13 protein-coding genes and 1 pseudogene are annotated in these 22916 nt (G+C 69.1%); 11 read left to right on the forward strand and 3 right to left on the reverse strand.

All coding sequences use genetic code 11. The features are described 5' to 3' along the window. The 6 genes and pseudogenes from VNT59_RS06845 to pbpG form a co-directional block, all read left to right on the forward strand. Positions 1-141: pseudogene (locus VNT59_RS06845) on the forward strand (acetolactate synthase small subunit); the annotation flags it as partial. 177 nt (positions 142-318) lie between these two features. After that, positions 319-1335, forward strand: a complete 1017-nt coding sequence (gene ilvC / locus VNT59_RS06850; RefSeq protein WP_325497577.1) for a ketol-acid reductoisomerase — start codon at positions 319-321, stop codon at positions 1333-1335. Between the two features lie 67 nt (positions 1336-1402). Continuing rightward, positions 1403-2218: a CDP-diacylglycerol--serine O-phosphatidyltransferase gene (pssA, locus tag VNT59_RS06855; protein WP_325497578.1), complete on the forward strand. Its 816-nt coding sequence runs from the start codon at positions 1403-1405 to the stop codon at positions 2216-2218. Between the two features lie 251 nt (positions 2219-2469). Further along, a complete protein-coding gene (gene leuA / locus VNT59_RS06860; RefSeq protein ID WP_325497579.1) occupies positions 2470-4173 on the forward strand; it encodes a 2-isopropylmalate synthase in 1704 nt (567 codons plus the stop codon). A 23-nt stretch (positions 4174-4196) separates the two neighbouring features. After that, entirely contained in the window at positions 4197-5735 is a 1539-nt protein-coding gene (locus VNT59_RS06865) for a 2-isopropylmalate synthase (protein ID WP_325497580.1), read from the forward strand. Positions 5736-5853: 118 nt separating this feature from the next. Beyond that, the gene (pbpG, locus tag VNT59_RS06870; RefSeq protein ID WP_414708357.1) at positions 5854-6894 is read left to right on the forward strand and encodes a D-alanyl-D-alanine endopeptidase; all 1041 of its coding nucleotides are present in this window, start codon (positions 5854-5856) and stop codon (positions 6892-6894) included. 59 nt (positions 6895-6953) lie between these two features. Here pbpG and VNT59_RS06875 read toward each other — a convergent pair whose 3' ends face one another. The 3 genes from VNT59_RS06875 to aat form a co-directional block, all read right to left on the reverse strand. After that, positions 6954-7751, reverse strand: a complete 798-nt coding sequence (locus VNT59_RS06875) for an IclR family transcriptional regulator (protein ID WP_325497582.1) — start codon at positions 7749-7751, stop codon at positions 6954-6956. 71 nt (positions 7752-7822) lie between these two features. Continuing rightward, positions 7823-8578 (reverse strand): arginyltransferase, encoded by a 756-nt coding sequence (locus tag VNT59_RS06880; RefSeq protein WP_325497583.1) that lies wholly within the window; start codon positions 8576-8578, stop codon positions 7823-7825. Continuing rightward, positions 8575-9321, reverse strand: a complete 747-nt coding sequence (gene aat, locus VNT59_RS06885; RefSeq protein ID WP_325497584.1) for a leucyl/phenylalanyl-tRNA--protein transferase — start codon at positions 9319-9321, stop codon at positions 8575-8577. The genes VNT59_RS06880 and aat overlap by 4 nt, the downstream gene beginning before the upstream one ends. A 191-nt stretch (positions 9322-9512) precedes the next feature. On the opposite strand from aat, the gene recC reads away from it, so the two are divergent. The 5 genes from recC to VNT59_RS06910 all read left to right on the forward strand — a co-directional run bounded on the left by recC (position 9513) and on the right by VNT59_RS06910 (position 22896). Beyond that, complete coding sequence (gene recC, locus VNT59_RS06890; protein ID WP_325497585.1) at positions 9513-12869, forward strand: exodeoxyribonuclease V subunit gamma; 3357 nt, start codon at positions 9513-9515, stop codon at positions 12867-12869. Positions 12870-12897: 28 nt separating this feature from the next. Beyond that, complete coding sequence (gene recB, locus VNT59_RS06895) at positions 12898-16605, forward strand: exodeoxyribonuclease V subunit beta (RefSeq protein ID WP_325497586.1); 3708 nt, start codon at positions 12898-12900, stop codon at positions 16603-16605. Between the two features lie 5 nt (positions 16606-16610). Next, positions 16611-18653 carry an AAA family ATPase gene (locus VNT59_RS06900; RefSeq protein ID WP_325497587.1) on the forward strand — a complete coding sequence of 681 codons (2043 nt, stop codon included), beginning with the start codon at positions 16611-16613 and terminating at the stop codon, positions 18651-18653. Positions 18654-18727: 74 nt separating this feature from the next. Continuing rightward, positions 18728-21535, forward strand: a complete 2808-nt coding sequence (locus VNT59_RS06905) for a type I restriction-modification enzyme R subunit C-terminal domain-containing protein (protein ID WP_325497588.1) — start codon at positions 18728-18730, stop codon at positions 21533-21535. Next, positions 21532-22896, forward strand: a complete 1365-nt coding sequence (locus VNT59_RS06910; RefSeq protein ID WP_325497589.1) for a restriction endonuclease subunit S — start codon at positions 21532-21534, stop codon at positions 22894-22896. Before VNT59_RS06905 ends, VNT59_RS06910 begins: the two co-directional genes overlap by 4 nt. Positions 22897-22916 lie beyond the last annotated feature (20 nt).

The raw sequence follows: 22916 nt of genomic DNA on the forward strand, positions 1-22916 counted from the left end.
AAGAGCTACACCATCGAGGTCACCGGCAACCAGAGCAAGAACGACGCGTTCCTCGAGGCGATCGACCGCACCGCGATCCTGGAGACGGTGCGTACCGGCGCCAGCGGCATCGGCCGCGGCGAGCGGATCCTGCGGGTCTAGCTGTCATCCCCGTTCGCGCGGCGCCCGCGACGGCGCCGTGCGGACGGGTCCTATTCGGGGCTCAGCCGCTGCCCGTTCGGGCTGAGCTTGTCGAAGCCCCCGCTCGCGCGGGGAGTGTGTTGAGCAGGCTTCGCCAGGCTCAGGACGAACGGCACATTTGCAATCAAGGAGAAAACCATGAAGGTCTATTACGATAAGGACTGTGATCTGAGCCTGATCAAGGGCAAGACGGTCGCCATCATTGGCTACGGCTCGCAGGGCCACGCGCACGCGCAGAACCTGAACGACAGCGGCGTCAAGGTCATCGTCGGCCTGCGCCGCGGCGGCGCCTCCTGGCCGAAGGTCGAGAAGGCCGGCCTGAAGGTCGCCGAGGTGGCCGAGGCCGTCAAGTCCGCCGACGTCGTGATGATCCTGCTGCCCGACGAGCAGATCGCCGAGGTGTACAGGAAGGACGTCGAGCCGAACATCAAGCAGGGCGCCTCGCTCGCGTTCGCGCACGGCTTCAACGTGCACTACGGCCAGGTCGTGCCGCGCGCCGACCTCGACGTGTGGATGGTGGCTCCGAAGGCGCCCGGCCACACGGTGCGCAGCACCTACGCGCAAGGCGGCGGCGTGCCGCACCTGGTGGCCGTGCACCAGGACAAGACCGGCAAGGCGCGCGACCTGGCGCTGTCGTACGCGATGGCCAACGGCGGGGGCAAGGCCGGCATCATCGAGACGAACTTCCGCGAGGAGACCGAAACTGACCTGTTCGGCGAGCAGGCCGTGCTGTGCGGCGGCACCGTGGAGCTGATCAAGGCCGGTTTCGAGACCCTGGTGGAAGCCGGCTACGCGCCCGAGATGGCCTACTTCGAGTGCCTGCACGAGCTCAAGCTGATCGTGGACCTGATCTACGAGGGCGGCATCGCCAACATGAACTACTCGATCTCCAACAACGCGGAGTACGGCGAGTACGTGACCGGCCCGAGGGTCGTCAACGAGCAGACCAAGCAGGTGATGAAGCAGGTGCTGCGCGACATCCAGACCGGCGAATACGCCAAGAGCTTCATCCTGGAGAACCGCGCCGGAGCGCCGACGCTGCAATCGCGCCGCCGCCTGATGGCCGAACACCAGATCGAGGTGGTCGGCGAGAAGCTGCGCGCGATGATGCCCTGGATCAAGGCGAACAAGCTGGTCGACAAGAGCCGCAACTGAGCGCCACGGGCGAATCACCGGAGGCCGCCCCTGGGCGGCCTTTGTATTTGCTCTTACACTTCGCGCCATGCATCCTGGCCACGATCCCGAATCCGTCTCGCCCCAAGGCATTGCGGTGCGCAAGCGGCGCAAGGGAATCTACATCCTGCCCAATCTGTTCACGCTCGCGGCGCTGTTCGGCGGCTTCTACGCGATCGTGATGGCGATGAACGGCCGCTTCGACCTGGCCGCCGTCGGCGTGTTCTGCGCGATGGTCCTCGACAGCCTGGACGGCCGCGTGGCGCGCATGACCAACACGCAGAGCGCGTTCGGCGAGCAGATGGATTCGCTCTCCGACATGGTCTCGTTCGGCGCCGCGCCGGCGCTCATCGCCTACGAGTGGGCGCTCAAGGGCCTGGGCCGCTGGGGCTGGGTGGCGGCGTTCGTCTACTGCGCCTGCGCCGCGCTGCGCCTGGCGCGCTTCAACGTGAACACGGCGGTCGTCGACAAGCGCTACTTCCAGGGCCTGCCCTCGCCGGCGGCGGCGGCGCTGGTGACGGGCCTGATCTGGGTGATGAACGACCTGGGCTGGCCGGGCGCCGACCTGTCGTGGGTGATGTTCGGCGTGGCGCTGTATTCGGGCCTGACGATGGTCACCAACGTCCCGTTCTACAGCTTCAAGGACCTGCACATGAAGCGCAGCGTGCCGTTCGCCGCCATCGTGCTGATCGCGCTGATCATCGCGGTGATCAACATCCATCCGCCGATCGTCCTGTTCGGCGTGTTCGTGATCTACAGCCTGAGCGGCTACGCCGTCTATGCGTGGCGCAAGGCCAACGGCCTGCACTCGAGCGTCATCAGCACGTCGACCGACGAGCCCGACGAGCGCGGGTTGCACAAGTAGCCGGCCCGTGCCGGCCGGCCGCCGTGCGCGAACCGTGCGCCCGCCGCCGCCCCCGCCGGACTTGGGGAAACCACCATCCGCAGTTGTGTTAAAGTGATCCGCATGTCCCTGATTTCGCTGGCCCTACTGCTATCCACCCACGGGCGGAGACGGTAGCGCACGCGCATTCCTTCCAACGGCCCGTTTGCACCAGCAGCGGGCCGTTTGCTTTTGGGGCTGCTGGTTCACCGAAACACGACAGAGAGAAGATCATGTTGAAGAACCCTGCCGGCAAGTACCGCGCCTTCGCCCCGGTCCGCCTCGCCGACCGCACCTGGCCCGACGCCGTGCTGGCGCGGCCCCCGCAGTGGTGCAGCGTCGATCTGCGTGACGGCAACCAGGCGCTCATCGAGCCGATGGACGTCGCCCGCAAGCTGCGCCTGTTCCAGACGCTGGTCGACATCGGGTTCAAGCAGATCGAGGTCGGTTTTCCCTCGGCGTCGCAGACCGAGTGGGACTTCGTGCGCAAGCTGATCGAGGACCGGCTGGTGCCCGACGACGTCACCATCCAGGTCCTCACGCAGGCGCGCGAGCCGCTGATCCGCCGCACGTTCGAAGCGATGCGCGGTGCCCGCCGCGTCATCGTGCACCTGTACAACGCCACGGCGCCGGTGATGCGCGAGGTGGTGCTGGGCCTCGACCAGGACGGCATCGTCGAACTCGCGACCAGCCAGGCCCGCCTGTTCCGCGACATCGCGGCCGAGTACCCCGGCACCGAGTGGATCTTCCAATACTCGCCCGAGATGTTCTCCAGCACGGAGCTGGAGTTTTCGCGCCGCGTGGTGGATGCGGTCACCGAGGTGTGGCAGCCGACGCCGCAGCGCAAGTGCATCGTCAACCTGCCTTCGACGGTGGAGCATTCCACGCCCAACATCTTCGCCGACATGATCGAGTGGATGCACCGCAACCTGGCGCGCCGCGATTCGATCGTGCTGTCGGTGCATCCGCACAACGACCGCGGCACCGGCACGGCCGCCGGCGAGTTCGCGCTGATGGCCGGCGCCGACCGGCTCGAAGGCTGCCTGTTCGGCGGCGGCGAGCGCACCGGCAACCTGGACCTGGTGAATGTCGCGCTGAACCTCTATTCGCAGGGCGTGCATCCGGGCCTGGACTTCTCCGACATCGACGAGATCCGCCGCACGGTGGAGCATTGCACGCAGATCGCCGTGCATCCGCGCCATCCGTACGCGGGCGACCTCGTGTACACGTCGTTTTCCGGCTCGCACCAGGACGCGATCAAGAAGGCCTTCGCCGCGCGCCGGCCCGACGCCGCCTGGGAGATGCCCTACCTGCCGCTCGATCCGAAGGACCTGGGCCGCAGCTACGAGGCGGTGATCCGCGTCAACAGCCAGTCGGGCAAGGGCGGCATTTCCTACCTGCTCGAGAGCGAGTACGGGCTGGAGCTGCCGCGCCGCCTGCAGATCGAATTCAGCCAGGTCGTGCAGGGCGTGATGGACGCCACCGGCAGGGAGCTGACCGCGCAGGACCTGTTCGAGCTGTTCGAGCGCGAGTACGGCGTGCGCAGCATCGCGGCGCCCCGGCACCAGGTGCTGGAAGAGCGCGCGGGCGGCGCCGGCAACCTGGTGCGCCTGGCTGCCGAGATCGAGGTGGGCGGGCGCGCGATTTCGGTGCAAGGCGCCGGCACCGGCCCGATCGACGCCTTCGTGCAGGCGCTCGGCGCGGCCTGCGGCACGCCGATCCGGGTGCTGGACTACCACGAGCACGCCATCGGCGGCGGCGCGCACGCCCAGGCAGTGGCCTATCTCGAGCTGCGCGTGGGCGACCGCACGCTGTTCGGCGTGGGCATCGACGCAAACATCGTCTCCGCGTCGCTGAAGGCCATCGTCTCGGGCCTGCAGCGTGCCGAAGGCGGCAAGGCATGGGAACGGGCGTTCAGCTCGGTCCCGGCAAAATGAACAACCCATTGCGGGGGCTTCCCATGGCAGACAAGCTGATCATTTTCGACACCACCCTGCGCGACGGCGAACAGTCGCCCGGGGCCTCGATGACGCGCGACGAGAAGCTGCGCATCGCCCGCCAGCTCGAGCGGCTGAAGGTCGACGTGATCGAGGCCGGCTTTGCCGCCAGCTCCAACGGCGACTTCGAGGCCGTGCAGACGATCGCCAATGCGATCAAGGACTCGACGATCTGCTCGCTGTCGCGCGCCAACGATCGCGACATCTCGCGCGCGGCCGAGGCGCTCAAGGGCGCCGCCCGCGCGCGCATCCACACCTTCATCGCGACGTCGCCGCTGCACATGGAAAAGAAGCTGCGGATGACGCCCGAGCAGGTGCTGGAGCAGGCGAGGCAGTCGGTGCGCTTCGCCCGCAACCTGTGCGGGGACATCGAGTTCTCGCCGGAAGACGGCTACCGCAGCGAGGTCGACTTCCTGTGCCGGGTGCTGGAGACCGTCATCGCCGAGGGCGCGACCACCATCAACGTGCCCGACACGGTCGGCTATGCCGTGCCCGAGCTGTACGGCGAATTCATCCGTACCTTGCGCGAGCGCGTGCCCAACTCCGACAAGGCGATCTGGTCGGTGCATTGCCACAACCACCTCGGCATGGCCGTCGCCAACTCGCTGGCCGGCGTGAAGATCGGCGGCGCGCGCCAGGTCGAGTGCACCATCAACGGGCTGGGCGAGCGGGCCGGCAACTGCTCGCTGGAAGAAATCGTGATGGCCGTGAAGACGCGGCGCGACTATTTCGGCCTCGATGTCGGCATCGACACCAAGCACATCGTCGCGGCCAGCCGCATGGTCAGCCAGACCACCGGTTTCGTCGTCCAGCCCAACAAGGCGGTGGTGGGGGCGAACGCGTTCGCCCATGCGAGCGGCATCCACCAGGACGGCGTGCTCAAGGCGCGCGACACCTACGAGATCATGCGGGCCGAGGACGTGGGCTGGAGCGCCAACAAGATCGTGCTGGGCAAGCTGTCGGGCCGCAACGCGTTCAAGCAGCGGCTGCAGGAACTGGGCGTGGCGCTGGACAGCGAGGCCGACGTCAACGCGGCATTCGCCAAGTTCAAGGAACTGGCCGACCGCAAGAGCGAGATCTTCGACGAGGACATCCTGGCCCTGGTGGCCGACGAGTCCGTGACGCATGAGCACGAGCAGTACGGTTTCGTCTCGCTCTCGCAGCACAGCGAGACCGGCGAGCGGCCGCATGCCGCGATCGTCTTCACGGCGGCCGGCAAGGAAGTTCGGGGCGAGTCCGACGGCAACGGTCCGGTCGACGCTTCGCTCAAGGCCATCGAGTCGATCGTCCGGAGCGGGGCGGAGATGGTGCTCTATTCGGTCAACGCCATCAGCGGCTCGACCGAGAGCCAGGGCGAGGTCACGGTGCGGCTGCAGAACTCGGGGCGCGTGGTCAATGGCGTCGGGGCCGACCCCGACATCGTGGTGGCGTCGGCCAAAGCTTATCTCAGCGCGCTGAACAAGTTACAAAGTAAAGCTGATCGGGTGGCTGCACAAGGATAGGGGGGTTACATATAATTGCGGTGACAGCTGAAGAAAGTTACATAAGTGATTGATGTTGTGTAATATTTTCAGTTCTCGTAAACTTCGCGCCCAGCCCAGCGTTCTAGGAGTTCTATCGATGCACCCCACAGCACCCGCGATGAGCAAACCCTGGATACGTCTCTGCCACTCCGTTGCCATCGCGGCCCTCGTCGTGGGGCTGGCTCCCGCCGTCGCCGATGCCGCGCCGCGCAAGGGGCAGGTGGCCAAGAAATCGGTGGTGGCCAAGAAGCGCGTGGCGCGCTCGTTCAGCGCCCGCAGGTCGCACCCGGTCGTCCTGCGCGCCACCGCGCCGGTCCCCGGCAAGCCCTCCTACGGGCAGCTCGCCGGCCTGCACTCGGTGCAGGACCAGCTCGATCTCAAGTCCAGCGTCGCCCTGGTCGTCGACCAGGACACGAGCGAAGTGCTGTTCAGCAAGAACGACTCCGCGGTGCTGCCGATCGCCTCGATCACCAAGCTCATGACGGGGCTGCTGGTGAGCGAAGCCAAGCTGCCGATGGACGAGACCATCACGATCACGCAGGACGACGTCGACACCGAGAAATTCACCGGCTCGCGGCTGCGCGTCGGCGCCCAGCTCACGCGCGGCGAACTGATGCACCTGGCGCTGATGTCCAGCGAAAACCGGGCGGCCCACGCCCTGGGCCGCACCTATCCGGGCGGCCTGCAGGCCTTCGTGTCGCTGATGAACGGCAAGGCCAAGATGCTGGGCATGAACGACACCCATTACGTGGAGCCCACCGGCCTGTCGAGCAAGAACCAGTCCAGCGCCAAGGACCTGGCCACGCTGGTCAACGCCGCCTACAGCGACGAGCGCCTGCGCGAGCTCACCACCTCGCCCGAGCACCAGGTGGTGGTCGGCAAACGCACGCTGCAGTACCGCACCACCAACCGGCTGGTGAAGAGCCCCGAATGGGACATCGGCCTGCAGAAGACTGGCTTCATCAACGAGGCCGGGCAGTGCCTCGTGATGCAGGCCAAGATCGCCGGGCGCAAGCTGATCATGGTGTTCCTCGACTCGGCCGGCAAGCTGGGCCGGATCGGCGACGCCGAGCGCGTGCGCAAGTGGGTCGAGTCGAACCCGGCGGTGGCCAGCCCGCTCAAGGCGTCGAACGGGTAAGCCCCTCACAGCAATGAAATAGCCGGCCCGAGCGCCGGCTTTTTCGATTTCGGCGGCGCTCAGGCGGCCGCGCGCTGCGGTGGCGGCCTGTGTCCCAGCGCCTGCGAGATCTCGTTCGCCGTCGCCTGCAGCTTGCTCAGCCAGCCTTCGTCGAGGCGGTCGGCCGGCGCCGAGATCGAGAGGCCGGCGATCAGTCGATTCTGGTCGTCGTAGATACCGGCGGCCATGCAACGCACGCCCAGCTCCAGCTCTTCGTTGTCGCGGGCGATGCCGTACTGGCGCGCCTTGGCGAGTTCGCGCTCCAGCACCGCCACCTGGGTGATGCTGTTCTTGGTGTGCCCGGGCAGGCCGGTGCGCGCGGCGTAGGCGCGCACCCGGGCCGGCTCGTCGGCGGCCAGGAACAGCTTGCCGGTGGACGTGAGGTGCAGCGGCGCGCGGCCCCCGATCGCCCGCACCACCTGCATGCCGGAACGCTCGCTGTACGCGCGCTCGATGTAGACGATCTCGTCGCCCTGGCGCATCGAGAGGTTCACCGGCTGCTGGATCAGCTTGTGCAGTTCGCGCATCGGGCCCAGCGCCGCGTCGCGCACGTTCAGGCGCTGCTTCACCAGGTTGCCCAGTTCCAGCAGGCGCATGCCCAGCCGGTAGCTGCCGGCCTCGGGGCGGTCGACGAACCGGCCGCTGGCCAGGTCGTTCAGGATGCGGTGGGTGGTGGAGGGATGCAGCCCGGTCTTTTCGCTGATCTCCTTGAGCGACACCGCGTCTTCACGCGAAGCCAGCACGTCGATCAGCGCGAACATGCGTTCGATCACCTGGATGGTGGGGGTCGTGTGGGCCCCGGGCTCAGATTTTCTCATGGCGATCTCGGGAACGAGGTATGCCGTATTTTATCATGTGAAAAGGCGGGGGTCCGACCCGCCCGAGCGGCTCACTCGGACGATTCGAGCGCCGAGCCGGGCTGCCAGTGGCCGTCCAGCAACACCTCGTTGGGCCGGAAGCGCGACTTGTAGTTCATCTTCGGGCTCTGGCCGATCCAGTAGCCCAGATACACGTGCGGCAGGCCGAGGCGCTTGGCCTGTTCGATCTGCCACAGCACGCTGTAGGTGCCGTAGCTCGCCGCGGCGTCGGGCTCGTAGAAGGTGTAGACCGCCGACAGGCCGTCGTTCAGCACGTCCAGGATCGACACCATCCGCAGTGCCCCGCCCGAGCCGTCCGCGGCCGGATCGCGGAATTCCACCAGGCGCGAGTTCACCCGGCTTTGCAGCAGGAACTGGGTGTACTGGTCGATGCTGTCGTGGTCCATGCCGCCGCCGGCGTGGCGGCCGGTCTGGTAGCGCAGGTACAGGTGGTAATGCTCGGGCACGAAGCACAGTTTGAGCACGCGCGCCTGCAGGTCCTGGTGCCGGGCCCAGGCCCGGCGCTGGCTGCGGTCGGGCGTGTACCGGTCGGCCAGCACGCGCAGCGGCACGCAGGCGCGGCAGCCGTCGCAGTAGGGCCGATAGGTGAACATCCCGCTGCGGCGAAAGCCGCTGGTCACCAGGTCGGAATAGGCGTCGTTGTGGATCAGGTGGCTGGGTGTCGCCACCTGCGAGCGGGCCTGTTTGCCGGCCAGATAGCTGCAGGGGTAGGGTGCCGTCGCGTAGAACTGCAGGGTCTGGAGCGGCAGGTCCTTGAGGTGTGTCACGCTGTCGTCGGGGGCGGCAGGAGTTGGTTCCAGTATACGGGGTCGAACCGCCACGCTGGGGCCGGCTTGTCCGTGTTCCGGCTGACATGGGTCACGAACCGGGCCCGCGGAATCTCGCGGGCGCCCAGCGAGGCCAGGTGCTGGGTGTTCTGCTGGCAGTCGATCAGCTCGACGCCGTTGGCGCGGCAGAACGCCACCAGCGCCGCCAGCGCGATCTTCGAGCCGTCCGGCACGCGGGTGAACATCGACTCGCCGAACACGGCGCGGCCGATGCCCACGCAGTACAGGCCCGCTTCCAGCCGGCCGTCGATCCAGGTCTCGAAGCTGTGCGCGAAGCCGGCGCGGTGGAAAGCCTCGTAGGCGCGAACCATGCGAGGCACGATCCAGGTGCCCGACTGCCCGGGCCGCTCGCTGCCGGCGCAGGCACGGATCACGTCGCCGAAGGCGCTGTCGATGCGCAGCTCGCAGCGCGGATCGGCGATGAATTTGGCCAGTGTCTTGCGCAGGCTGCGGTGCAGCTTGAACTCGGCGGTGAACAGCACCATGCGGGGGTCGGTGCTCCACCACAGGATCGGCTGACCCTGGCTGAACCAGGGAAAGATCCCGGCGCTGTAGGCGCGGTGCAGGCTGTCGATGTCGAGCGCGCCGCCGGCGGCCAGCAGGCCAGGGGCGGGTTGCGTCTCGTCCCAGGCCCGTGCCACGTCGGGGAAGGGCTCACCGGCGTCGAGCCAGGGCAGGTTCATGCGAGCTTCGGCGCGCCGGACGGGAAGGTGGGCGCCGGCCGCGGTGTCTTGGTCATGGATCCTTTGCGCTCCCGGTCGTTCAATGCTCCCGCGAGTATGCAGGAACTGCACGGTCGCGCTTGCCGGCCGGCGCCGCCCGTACGGGGCGCCGATCGGCATCGCTGGTAGCATCACTCAGCCTTGCGGGATCCATGCTGTACGTCCATTTCTCCAACCGCTACGAGACCCTCGCCCGGCTGCTGATGGCGCCACTGGGCGGAACCCGGGGCGACGTGTTCGCCAGGGACCAGGTCGTCGTCCCCAGCGCGGCGGTGCAGCGGCAGCTGACGCTGGCCCTCGCGGACCGGCACGGGGTCTGCGCCAACATCGAGTTCGTCTACCTGGCGCGCTGGCTGTGGCAGCAGGTCGCGCGGGTCGTGCCGGGCGTGGCCGCCGAGTCGCCGTTCGACCCGGCAGCGCTGGCGTGGCGCGTCCATGCCGCATTCGGCGATGCCGCCTTCGTCGGCGCGCACCCGCGCCTGGCCGCGTACCTGCAGGCGGCCGGCAGCGACGACGTGATGCGCTACGAGCTGGCCGTCCAGGTCGCGGCGCTGCTGGAGCAGTACGTCACCTACCGCACCGACTGGCTGGCGCGGTGGCAGGACGGGCGCGTGCCGCAAGCAGCGTCGGCCGGCGCCGTCGCCCTCGAGGACGAACGCTGGCAAGCGGCCCTCTGGCAGCGCATCGCCGGCGAGCTGGACATGCGGGCCGACCACCCGCTGGCCTTGCTGGTGGGCGCGCTGGAGCAGGGCGGCGACACACTGGCACGCCAGGCCGGCCTGCCGTCCTCGGTCCATGTCTTCGGCCTTTCCGCCATGCCGCCCCTGCACATGCAGGCGCTGCAGGCGCTCGGCCGGTGGATGGACGTGCAGGTCTACGCGCTCAACCCGTGCCGCGAATACTGGTTCGACCTGGTCGACCTGAAGCAGCTCAGCCAGCTCGACGCTGCCGGCCAGGGCGCGGCCTTCGAAGTCGGCCACCGCCTGCTGGCCTCGTGGGGCAAGCAGACGCAGGCGTCGCTGGCGCTGCTGACCGGCAGCGCCGATGGCCCCGGCGCGCAGACCACGGAGCACTACGAGGAGGCGCACGGGCCGAGCGTCCTCGCGCGATTGCAGGACTCGATCCTGGACCTGCGCGAGCTGGAGCCGGCCTCCATCCGGCGCGCCGCCGGCGACCGCAGCATCGAGGTGCACGTCTGCCACTCGCTCACGCGCGAGCTGGAAGTGCTGCACGACCATCTGCTGGGCCTGTTCGCGGCGGACCCCGGGCTGCAGCCTTCCGGCATCCTGGTCGTCACGCCCGACCTGGCGGCGGCCGCGCCGCTGATCGAGGCCGTGTTCGGCACCGCGCCGAGCGAGCGCCGGATCCCGTTCGCGATCACGGGCCTGGGCCGCAGCACCGTCAACACGCCGGTGCGCGCGTTCCTGCAACTGCTCGCGCTGGCCGCCTCGCGCTGCGCCGCCAGCGACGTGTTCGGCCTGCTGCAGCAGCCGGTGGTGGCGCGCAGCTTCGGCCTCGACGACGACAGCCTGCAGCAGGTGCATGACTGGATGCGCGAATCGGGCATCCGCTGGGGCATCGACGACGGGCAGGTGGCCGCGCTCGACCTGCCGGCGCAGGTGTCGCACACGCTGGCCGCCGGCATGGAGCGGCTGTATCTCGGCTACGCACTGCCGGACAGCGTGGACGAGCCGTTCGAAGGCCTGTTGCCGGCCGGCGGCGCCGAAGGCTCTTCGGCCGTCGCGCTGGGCGCGTTCTGGAATTTCATCCGGGCCCTGCAGGAGCTGCGCGACGCGCTGGGGCAGGCGCGCTCGCCGGCCGAGTGGCTCGCGTACCTGCACGCGACGGCCGACACGTTCATCTCGGCCGAACGAGCGGAAATCGAGGATCTGCTCGAACTGCACGCGACACTGGACGAGCTGGCGGCGGCCATGGAGCGCGGCGGCTTGCAGGAGCCGATCGCCTCCTCGGTCGTGCGCGCCGCGCTGGAGCGCGCGTTCGAGGAGCCGGCGCGCGGCGGCGTGCCCACCGGCCGCGTGACCTTCGCCGGCATGTCCAGCCTGCGCAACGTGCCGTTCCAGGTGGTCTGCGCCATCGGCCTGAACGACGGCGCGTTCCCGACGGCCGACCGGCCGCCGGAGTTCGACCTGATGGCGCAGGTCCCGCGCCTGGGCGACCGGCAGCGCCGCACCGACCAGCGCACGCTGTTTCTGGACCTGCTGCTCGCCGCGCGCGACGGCCTGTATCTCAGCTACGTCGGCCGCAGCATCCGCGACAACGCGCCGCTGCCGCCGTCGGTGCTGATCGCCGAACTGCTCGACGTGCTGGTGCCGGCGATCGCCGCGTCGGGCGACTCGGAAAGCGATCTGCAGGCCGCGCGCGCCCAGCTCGTGGTGGCGCACCCGCTGCAACCGTTCTCGCCGCAGGCGTTCAGCGGGAACGACGAGCGCGTGCGCAGCTTCGACGCCGAGCTGGCGCAGGCGCTGCGCGAGAGCCTGCAGGCGAGGGCGGGCGCCGCGATGCAGCCGCAGGCAGCCGTGGCCGCCGCCGACGACGCGGACCAAGAGGAAGTGCCGGCGCAGGCCGCCTGCTTCTTCACCGCGCCGCTGCCCGAGCCGGGCGCCGAATGGCGTGCGGTGCCGATCGCGCGGCTGGTGGAGTTCTTTCGCAACCCGAGCCAGTATCTCCTCAAGCGCCGGCTGCGGCTGGACCTCGGCTGGGACGAGGAGCCGCTCGCCGACGACGAGCCCTTCCTGCCCGACCTGCCGGCGCGTTCGCAGCTGGCGCAGCGGCTGCTGCCGCTGCTGCTCGAGGGCGCGGACCTCGCTGCGGCACGCCGCCTGGCGCAAGCCGGCACCGAGCTGCCCGACGGCGTGATCGGCACGGCGGAGATGGAGCGCGAACTGGCGCGCCTCGATCGCTTCGCCCAGGCGGTGCGCCGCGCCAGCGCGGGCCACACCCTGCCGCCGCACCAGGCCAGCATCGCGCTGGATGTCGCCGGCGAAGCCTGGACCGTCGAAGGCGCTTTCGCCGACCTGCGGCCCACCGGCGCGGTGCGCTGGCGCTACGACGACGAGCGCGCCAACGACGTGCTCGCCGCCTGGATCCATCACCTCGCGCTGTGCGCGCACCCGCATCCCGAAGGCGAGCCGGTCACCCGCAGCGTCACGCGCCAGGGCACGCGCACCTATCCCGCGTTGAGCCCGCCCGACGCGAAGGCGCAGCTCGCGCGCCTCGTCGCTGTCTACCGCCAGGGGCTGGCGCGGCCCGTGCACTTCTTTCCCAAGAGCGCCTGGGCGCTGCGCCAGGGCGGCGAATCGGCGGCGCGGCAGAAGTGGAGCGGCGGCAACTCGGCGTTCGGCGGCGAGCGCGACCACGCGGCCCACCAGCTCGCCCTGCGCGGCGTCGCCGATCCGCTGGACGGCGAGTTCGTCGCGACCGCCAACCTGGTGTTCGGCGGCATTCCGGACGAGTGGCTGCCGCACGTCTCTTCGGAGGAGCAGGAATGAGCGCCGCCGGGCCAGTGAGCCACACGCGATGTGGGTGCGTGGGGGCATCCACGTGAGCGGCCGCCAGCCCGAAGCGCTGGACGTCTTCCAGTGCCCGCTCCAGGGCGTGCGCCTGATCGAGGCCTCGGCCGGCACCGGCAAGACCTGGAACATCTGCGGCCTGTACCTGCGCCTGCTGATCGAGAACGGCCTGGAGGTCCAGCAGATCCTGGTCGTCACCTTCACCAAGGCCGCCACGGCGGAGCTGCGCGAGCGGGTGCGCGAGCGCATCACCCAGGTGCTGGCGCGGCTGGAGGAGCGCGGGCCCGAGTCGGCCGATCCGTTCGTCACCGAGCTGCTCGCGGCGTTGCACGACAAGGGCTTCGAGAACGGGGCGCTGATCAAGCTGCTGACGCGCGCCGCCCGCAACTTCGACGAGGCCGCGATCTTCACGATCCACGGTTTTTGCAAGCGCGCGCTCGACGACACGCCGTTCGCCGCCGGCCTGCCACTGGCGCAGGAGATGATCGAGGACGACGGCGAGCTGCGCCAGGAGGTGGCCAACGATTTCTGGCGGCGCGAGGTGGCCGGCGGCGGCATTGCGCCCCAGCTCGCGGGCTGGCTGCTCGAACGCAAGGATTCGCCGCAGAAATTCGCCGAGATCCTCAAGCGCCATGCGGGCAAGCCGCTGTCGGCAGTGGTCTGGCCGGAAGGCACGGGCGACGGCATGCCCGACCTGGACGACAGCGAGTTCCGCCACGCCCACGCGCAGGCCCGCGCGCTCTGGCGCGCCGGCCGCAGCGGGATCCTGGCGTGCGTCGCCGAGGCGCTGCCGCGCCTGAACGGCAACCTCTGGCGGCCGGGCTCGCTGGAAACCGCGGCCGAGCAGTGGGACGAGGTGCTGGCGGCGGCCGATCCGAACGAGTGTCCGCCCACCAAGAACAAGCTGAAGAACCTCACGCCGGAGTGCCTCAAGCCGAAGGCCAGGCTCGCGGCCTGCGGACACCACGACTTCTTCGTTGCCGCGCAGACCGTGCTCGACGCATGGAAGTCGCTGCAGGCGCGACTCGAACAAGCGCGCTGGGTCCTGCTGCGCCGGCTCGCCGAGGAAGGCCCCGAGCAGCTGCGCCGGCGCAAGCGCGAACGCCGCGTCGTCGCCTTCGACGACATGCTGTTCAACCTGCACGAGCGGCTGCACGGCGAGCGCGGCGCCGAGCTGGCGGCCACGCTGCGCCAGCGCTTTCCGGCGGCGCTGATCGACGAGTTCCAGGACACCGATCCGCTGCAGTTCGAGATATTCGACTCGGTGTACGGCGGCGCCGACGGGCTGCTGTTCCTGGTGGGCGACCCCAAGCAGGCGATCTACAGTTTCCGCAACGCCGACCTGCACACCTACCTGCAGGCGCGCGGCCGCGCCCAGGCCGAGTACACGCTGGCCGAGAACCAGCGCTCGACGCCGGCCATGCTCGCTGGCCTGAACGCGCTGTTCGAAGCCAACCCGCGGGCCTTCATGCTGGAGGGCCTGGACTACCACCCGGTGCGCGCCGGCAAGAAGCCGCGCAAGCCGCTGGTCGATCGCACCCGGCCGCGCGCGGCGCTGCAGCTGTGGCGCCTGCCGTCCGACGGGGACGAGGACGGGGCGGTCGACAAGAAGGATGCGAAGCACCGGGCCGTGCGCGCCTGTGCCGGCGAGATCGCGCGCCTGCTCGGCGCGGCCGAGCGCGGCGAGGTCACGCACGACGGCCGGCCGCTCGCGGCCGGCGACATCGCGGTGCTGGTGCGCAGCCACGCCGAGGGCAGCCTGATGCGCCGCGAGCTGCAGGCGCTGGGCGTGGGCAGCGTCGAGCTGTCGCAGACCAGCGTGTTCGACAGCGCCGACGCGCAGGAGCTGGAGCGCATCCTCACCGCCGTGCTCGAGCCCCGGCGCGAGCCGCTGCTGCGCGCCGCGCTCGCCACCGAACTGCTTGGCTGCACTGCGGCGGACCTCGAGGCGCTGTCGGACCACGAGCGCGCCGTCCTGCGGCGCATGGCGCAGTTCAGCGACTACCGCGACACCTGGCTGCGGCACGGCGCCGGTCCGATGCTGCGCCAGCTCGTCGCCGCCGAAGGCATTGCCGCCCGGATGCTGCTGCGCGCCGACGGCGAGCGGCGCCTGACCAACCTGCGGCATCTGTCCGAATGCCTGCACGAGGCGGCGCGCGAGCACCCCGGCCCCGAGGCGCTGCTGCGCTGGCTGCAGCGGCAGCGGCGCGAGCACGAGGGCGGCGAGGCGACGCAGGTGCGGCTGGAGTCCGACCAGAACCTGGTGCAGATCGTCACCATCCACAAGTCCAAGGGCCTGGAGTACCCGATCGTGTTCTGCCCGTTCCTGTGGGACGGCAGCGCCGGCGGCGGCGGCGAGGCGATCCCGCGCGAGTACCACGACGAGGCCGGCCGGCCGGTGATCGACTACCGCGATCTCGCCGACGACCCGGACGTCAAGCGCCGCATGAGGATGGAAGCCGACGCCGAGCGGCTGCGGCTGATCTACGTGGCGCTGACCCGGGCGGTGCATCGCTGCTACCTGGTGGTGGGCGCGTATTCCGTGAAGTCGTTCGGCCGCCCCTCGACCTCGGAATGCAGCGGCAATCCGCTGAACTGGCTGGTGGCCGGCGCCGGCATCGCGCCCGACGCCTGGCGCGAGCGCAAGGCGCCGGCGCAGCGCATCGTCGACGCGTGGAGCACGCTGGCGGGGATGAATTCGCCGCACATCGCGATCGAAGCGCTGCCCGACGCGGCACCGCAGCCGGTGGACATTCCGCGGCCCGCGCCCGACTCGCTCGCCGCCCGCCCGCCGCCGGCTCACATCGCATCGGGCTGGCGGATCGGCAGCTACAGCAGCCTCGCGCACGGTGCGAAGAGCGAAGCGGCGGCCGACCACGATCTGCGAGTGGAGGCGGCGGCGGGCGAGCACGCGGAGGCCGCGCCGACCCCGCGCGAGTCGCGGGACCGGGCGCTGGCGACGCTGCCGGCCGACGACATCCTGCGCTTTCCGCGCGGCGCGCGCGCCGGTGAGACGCTGCACGCCGTGTTCGAGCGGGCCGACTTCGCCGATCCGTCGCAGTGGCCCGAAGTCGTCGTGCAGGCGCTGCGTTTCAAGCCGCCGCAGGGCTCCGGCGACAGCGAATCCTGGGCCGCGATGGTCCTGCGGCTGCTCGCCGACGTCACCGGCACGCCGCTGCCGGCGGGCCATCGCCTGGCCGACGTTGCGCGCGACCGGCGCCTGGTCGAACTCGAATTCAGCCTGCCGGCGGCGGGCCTGGACGCGCGCGCGCTGGCGGCCACGCTGCGCCGGCACGGCTATCCGGTCGCCGGGCTGGCGTTCGGTCGGCTCGAAGGCTATCTGCGCGGCTTCATCGACCTGGTGTACGAGCACCAGGGGCGCTTTCACGTGCTGGACTGGAAATCCAACCACCTGGGCTGGAATGCGGCGGACTACGCCGGCGCGAAGCTCGCGGACGCGATGGCCCGGCAGGGCTACCACCTGCAGTACCTGCTGTACGCGGTGGCGCTGCACCGCTACCTGCGGCAGCGCCTGCGCGGCTACGACCACGAGCGTCACTTCGGCGGCGTGAGCTACCTGTTCGTGCGCGGCGTGCGTCCCGCGTGGACCGATGCCGACGGCTCGGCCGCCGGCGTGTATTTCCACCGGCCCTCGCTGGCGGTCATCGAAGAACTCGATGCGCTGCTGGGCGAGCGCGACGGGGCGATGGCATGAGCGGGATGGACGACCTCCCGTTCGAGCGCGGCGACGGCGAGGCGCAGCGGCTGGCCGCCGGCTTCGCCGAGCACGTGGTCCGCTGGGCGCAGCGCGCAGGCGGCGACGCCGCGCATCTGGAGACGCTGCGGCGCGCCGCGCGCATGACCAGCCTGGCGACGAGCGACGGCCACGTGTGCATCCTCCTGTCGGAGCTGGCGCGGGAGGGCGGGGACGCGGCGGCGCTGCGCGGCGCGCTGCTGGCGAGCGGCGTGGTCGGCAGCCCCGCCCGCCCCGCCTCCCTGCCGCTGATCCTCGACGAGGACGGCCGCCTGTACCTGCACCGCTACTTCGACTACGAAGTGCGCCTCGCGCGCCGCCTGGTGCAGGCCGCGAAGACGCCGCCGCGGGAAGTCACGCCCGCCTCACGCGACCTGCTCGACTCGCTGTTCGCGCCCCAACCGGACGGCGTCGTCGACTGGCAGAAGGTGGCCGCGGCCCTGGCGCTGCGGGGCGGCCTCACGGTCATCAGTGGCGGCCCGGGCACCGGCAAGACGACGACGGTGGTCAACCTGCTCGCGTGCCTGCTTGCGCAGGAGCCGCACCTGCGGATCGCGCTCGCCGCGCCCACGGGCAAGGCCGCGGCGCGCATGGCCGAGGCGATCCGGCAGCGCGCCGACCACCTGCCGCCGGAGCTGCGCGCCAGGCTGCCGCAGGAGTCCTTCACGATCCACCGCCTGCTCGGCGCGAACCCGGGCCAGGGCCGCTTCACCCACGACGCCGCCAACCCGCTGGCGATCGATGCGCTGGTCGTCGACGAAGCTTCGATGCTCGACCTGGCGCTTGCGGCCAGGCTGCTCGAAGCCGTGCCCGCGCCTGCGCGCATCATCCTGCTCGGCGACAAGGACCAGCTCGCCGCCGTCGAGGCCGGCGCCGTCTTCGCCGAATTGAGCGCCGACCCGACCCTCACCGACGCATGCCGGCGCGATCTCGCGGGCCTGTGCGGCTACCCGCCCGAGCGCATCGCGCCGCCGGCTCCGGTGCAGGCGAGCCCGCTGCCCGATGTCGCTGTGTGGCTGACGAAGAACTATCGCTTCGCCGCCGATTCCGCGATCGGCAAGCTGGCGCGGTACGTCAACGAGGGCCGGGCGCAGGAGGCTCTCGCGCTGTTGCGCGCGTCCCGTGTGAACGGGGCCCGTCCGCCTGGAGCGGCGCCGCAGGCGGTGGGCGCGAACGGGCCGACGGCGGCGGTGGCCGGCGCGGCGCCGAAAGGCAGGAGTGCCAGGAAAGCCAGCGAAGACGGCGCCTCGCTCTCGCTGTTCCCCGAACTGGATGCCGGGCGCGGGTCCACCACGACCGTCGGCTCGATGCCGGCGCAAGGCGACGCATCGGTGCGATGGCTCGACCCCGAGCAGGGTGACGACGTCCTCGACGCGATCGTCGACGGCTACGCGGATTACTTCGAGACGGTCCGGCGCGATCCGGCCGATGTCCACGCGATCACGCGCGCCTTCGCCGAGTTCCGCGTCCTGTGCGCGGTGCGCGAGGGCTCCAGCGGCAGCGTGTGGGTCAATGAGCAGGTGACGCGCCACGCCCGGCAGGCCCTGGCCGGGATCATGGGCGACCGGGCCCATGACCCGCGGTCGCCCTGGTACGCCGGCCGGCCCGTGATGGTCCTGCGCAACGACTACGTCAACAAGCTGTTCAACGGCGACATCGGGATCGCATTGCCCGCCGGCGATGACCTTGCCGTCGTCTTTCCCGATGGCGAGGGCAGCTGCAGGGCCGTGCCGATCGCCCGCATGCCGCCGCACGAGACGGCGTACGCGATGACGGTGCACAAGGCGCAGGGGTCGGAGTTCGACGCCGTCCTCCTGCTGTTGCCGCCGCAGCAGACACGGGTGGCCGTGGGCGAACTTCTGTATACGGCTGTCACCAGGGCGAAGCGCCGCGTAATGCTTTCGGCTCGTTCCGAATCAGTCGCGCAGGCCATTCGGTCTCGCCTGACGCGGCATTCCGGCTTGATGCGGCGGGTGGATGCCGGCCCCGGTGGCATGGCGGTCCGCTAACCTTGGCCAGACGCTGGTTTGCCCAGGTTGGCCGGCCAGCCGCCTCCCTCTAGAATGCCGCCCAGAGGAAGGGCATGACGCCGGAAGCAAAAGCGCGGGTCGACATCGACAAGCTGCTCGTGCAAGCGGGCTGGCATGTCTGCGGCATGGCCGACCTCGACATCCATGCCGCCCAAGGGGTCGCCATCCGCGAGTTTCCCCTGAACAACGGCTTTGGGTTCGCCGACTACCTCCTGTACGTCAACGCCAAGGCCTGCGGCGTGATCGAGGCGAAGAAGGCCGGCGCCACCCTCTCGGGCGTCGAGGTCCAGTCCGCCCGCTATGCGCAGGGCTTGCCCGCGAATCTGCCGGCATGGCACCGCCCGCTGCCCTTCCTGTTCGAGTCCACTGGCGTCGAAACCCACTTCACCAACGGCCTGGACCCGCAGCCACGCGCTCGCGGCATTTTCGCGTTCTACCGGCCTGAGCTGCTGGCCGAATGGCTCGCGTATCTGCCGAGTGCGCCCGGCCAGCCGGCGGCCAACGACGAGGCCCGCACCTTCCTGCATCGCATGCGCAACATGCCGCAGCTGGTGACTGAATGGGGCACCGGCGGCGCCGCATTCCAGCTCTGGCCGGCGCAGATCAAGGCGATCGAAAACCTCGAGAAGAGCCTGGCGGCCAACAAGCCCAAGGCGCTCGTGCAGATGGCCACCGGCAGCGGCAAGACCTTCACCGCCATCAGCGCGATCTACCGGCTGATCAAGTTCGGCGGCGCCCGGCGCGTGCTGTTCCTGGTGGACCGCGGCAACCTCGGCCGGCAGACCAAGAAGGAGTTCGACGCCTACGCGTCGCCGTACAACAACTTCAAGTTCGGCGAGGAGTACATCGTCCAGCACCTGCAGAACAACCGGCTGGACAGGAACGCGCGCGTCGTGATCTGCACCATCCAGCGCATGTTCAGCATGCTCAAGGGCCGCGAGCTGCCGCCCGAAGCGGACGAGGAATCGACCGAAGGCCTGGAGAACCTGTTCAAGGAGCCGGAGCCGATCGGCTACCAGCCGGCCATTCCGATCGAGACCTTCGACATCGTCGTGACGGACGAAGCGCACCGCAGCATCTACAACCTGTGGCGGCAGGTGCTGGAGTACTTCGACGCGTACCTGATCGGGCTGACCGCCACGCCCAACAAGCAGACCTTCGGCTTCTTCAACCAGAACCTGGTGATGGAGTACGGCCACGCGCAGGCGGTGGCCGACGGCGTCAACGTCAACTACGACGTGTACCGGATCAAGACCGAAGTGACCGAGGCCGGCGCCAAGGTGGAGAAGGGCTACTGGCTCGAGACGCTGGACAGGGCGACGCGCCGGCGCACCGCGTGGCAGCTCGACGAGGACTTCGAGTACGAGCCCGCCGAACTGGACCGCGCGGTGCAGACGCCGGACCAGATCCGCACCGTGGTGCGCACCTTGCGCGACCGGTGGAACGCGGACCTGTTCCCGCAGCGGGAGGAACTGCCCAAGACGCTGGTGTTCGCCAAGGACGACAACCACGCCGAGAAGATCGTCGAGATCCTGCGCGAGGAATTCGGGCGCGGCAACGAGTTCGCGCAGAAGATCACCTACCGCACCACCGGCACCAGCCCGGAGCAGCTGATCAAGGACTTCCGCACCGCGTATTACCCGCGCGTCGCGGTGACGGTGGACATGATCGCGACCGGCACCGACATCAAGCCGGTGGAGATCGTCGTCTTCATGCGCAGCGTGAAGAGCCGCAGCTTCTTCGAGCAGATGAAGGGCCGGGGCGTGCGCATCTGCAACCGTACCGACCTGGCGCAGGTGAACCCGGGCGGGCACGTGGTCAAGGACCACTTCGTCATCGTCGACGCGGTCGGCGTGTGCGAGCGCGACAAGACCGATAGCCGGCCGCTGGACCAGAAGAAGACGGTGCCGCTCGACAGATTGCTGCAGGCCGTGGCGCTGGGCAACGTGGAAGACGAAGTGCTGTCCAGCGTGGCGGCGAGGCTCGCACGACTGGATCGCGACAGCAGCGACGAGGATAAGGCCAAGGTGGTTGCCACCAGCGGCGGCCGCAGCCTGCGCGACCTGGCGACCGGCATCGTGGAGGCCTTGAACGTCGATTCCGACGGCAGCCCTGGCGCCGATGCCGCGGCGCAGGCCGCCATTCGGAACGCCGCACGCCCGTTCAGCAACCCGGCGCTGCGTGATCTGATCCTGAAGCTGCGCCAGAAGGCCGACCAGGTCATCGACATCGTCACCAAGGACACCTTGATCTCGGCGACCTTCACCGAGGGATCGGACCGCGCCAAGGAACTGGTGCAGACCTTCGAGCAGTTCATCGAGCAGCACCGGAACGAGATCACGGCGCTGCAGATCATGTACAGCCGGCCCACGCGCGCGCCGCTGAAATTCGACGAGATCAAGGCACTGGCCGACGCGCTGCACGCACCGCCGCACTTGCTGGACGAGAGCGAGCTGTGGCAGGCGTATGCGGCGATCCGCAAGGACCGCGTCAAAGGCGCGAGCCAGCGCCGGCTGCTCACCGACCTGGTCAGCCTCGTGCGCTTCGCCATGCACCAGGACAACGAGCTGGTGCCGTATCCCGAACGCGTGCAGGCAAATTACAAGGCCTGGCTCGCGCAACATGCTTCATTCCCTCTCAATTTGGGAGAGGGTAGGGGCGAGGGCGTCCCCTTCACCCCCGAACAACTTCACTGGCTTGAAATGATCCGCGACCACATCGCCGCGAACCTAGGCATCGAGATCGAAGACTTCGACTACGCACCCTTCAACACAGAAGGCGGGCTGGGCAAGGTGCATCAGCTCTTTGGCGCGCAGTTGCCGAAAGTGATTGAGCAATTGAATCGGGAGTTGGCGGCGTGAGCGGTGTCACACTAGTCGCGCTGCGAGAGCTCGGGGAATGGTCTGGAGGCAATACGCCACCCAAAGCCAACGCCGCGTATTGGAGCGACGGCACCGTGCCCTGGGTCTCGCCGAAGGACATGAAGGTCGACGAGATCACCGGGTCGGAAGACGCTATCTCTGAGGTCGCTCTCGAAGAGGGCCGAGTGGCCCTGTTGCCATCCGACTCGGTCCTGATCGTGACGCGCAGCGGAATCTTGGCCCATACACTGCCGGTCGCGGTCACAAAGCTGCCTGTAACGATCAACCAAGACTTGAAAGCGCTACGTCCTAAGCCTGGCGTCTTTTCCAAGTACGTCGCTCACGCCTTGCGCGGCGCCAGCCGCACCATATTGAATCGCTGCTCCAAACACGGGACGACCGTTGCGTCAGTCGATACCAACGCGCTCCTCGATTTCAAGATACCAATGGTGGACATTGACGCGCAACACGCCATCGTCGCCGAAATCGAAAAGCAGTTCTCGCGCCTTGACGAAGCCGTCGCCAGCGTCAAGCGCGTCAAAGCAAACCTTGAACGTTACAAAGCAGCCGTTCTCAAGGCGGCTGTAGAGGGGCGCCTCGTCGAAGCAGAAGCTGTCGTCGCGCACCGTGAGGGCCGTGATTACGAGACGGGCACGGAGCTTCTGCGCGGCATTCTCGACAAGCGCAGGCGAGGGTGGAGGACGAGGACGCGTTATGAGGAACCGCGCGGCTCTGCGTGTTCAGGCCCGCTGCCGGCAGGGTGGGCTTGGGCAACAGTTGAACAGCTGAACCCAGCGGATCGTCCGTGCGCATACGGTGTACTTCAGCCCGGCGAGCACGTTGAAGGCGGGGTCCCTTTCGTTCGGGTAGGCGATGTGAAAGATGGGCGGATTGAGCGGAGTGAGATGAAGTGTATTGACGTTGACATTGCGGCGGCGTATCCACGTACCCGGTTGAGGGGGGGCGAGGTCGTATTGACCTTGGTCGGTGCCATTGGGCGGACCGCTGTTGTTCCCGCTTCGCTTGCCGGGGGAAACGTGGCCCGCGCGGTCGGGGTGCTGCCTGTTGCACCAGACCTGAACGCAACGTGGGTGGAGGTTTGGTTCCGCAATCCCGCAAAGATTGCGGAGATGACGAGCAAGTCTCATGAGGTTGCGCGGAAGACACTGAATCTGGAAGATGTGCGGTTTGCGGACGTCGCGCTGCCGCCATTAGGGGAGCAGCGCCGCATCGTCGCCGAAGTCGACCGCCGCCTCTCGATCGTCCGCGAGCTCGAGGCCGAGGTCGACGCCAACCTGAAGCGAGCCCAGGCGCTCCGGCAGGCGACGCTCGCGAAGGCATTTTCCGGCGGTCATGCCTGATTTGGGTATGAAGATACCCA

It is taken from the genome of Ramlibacter sp., assembly GCF_035554825.1.
GTDB lineage: Bacteria > Pseudomonadota > Gammaproteobacteria > Burkholderiales > Burkholderiaceae_C > Ramlibacter.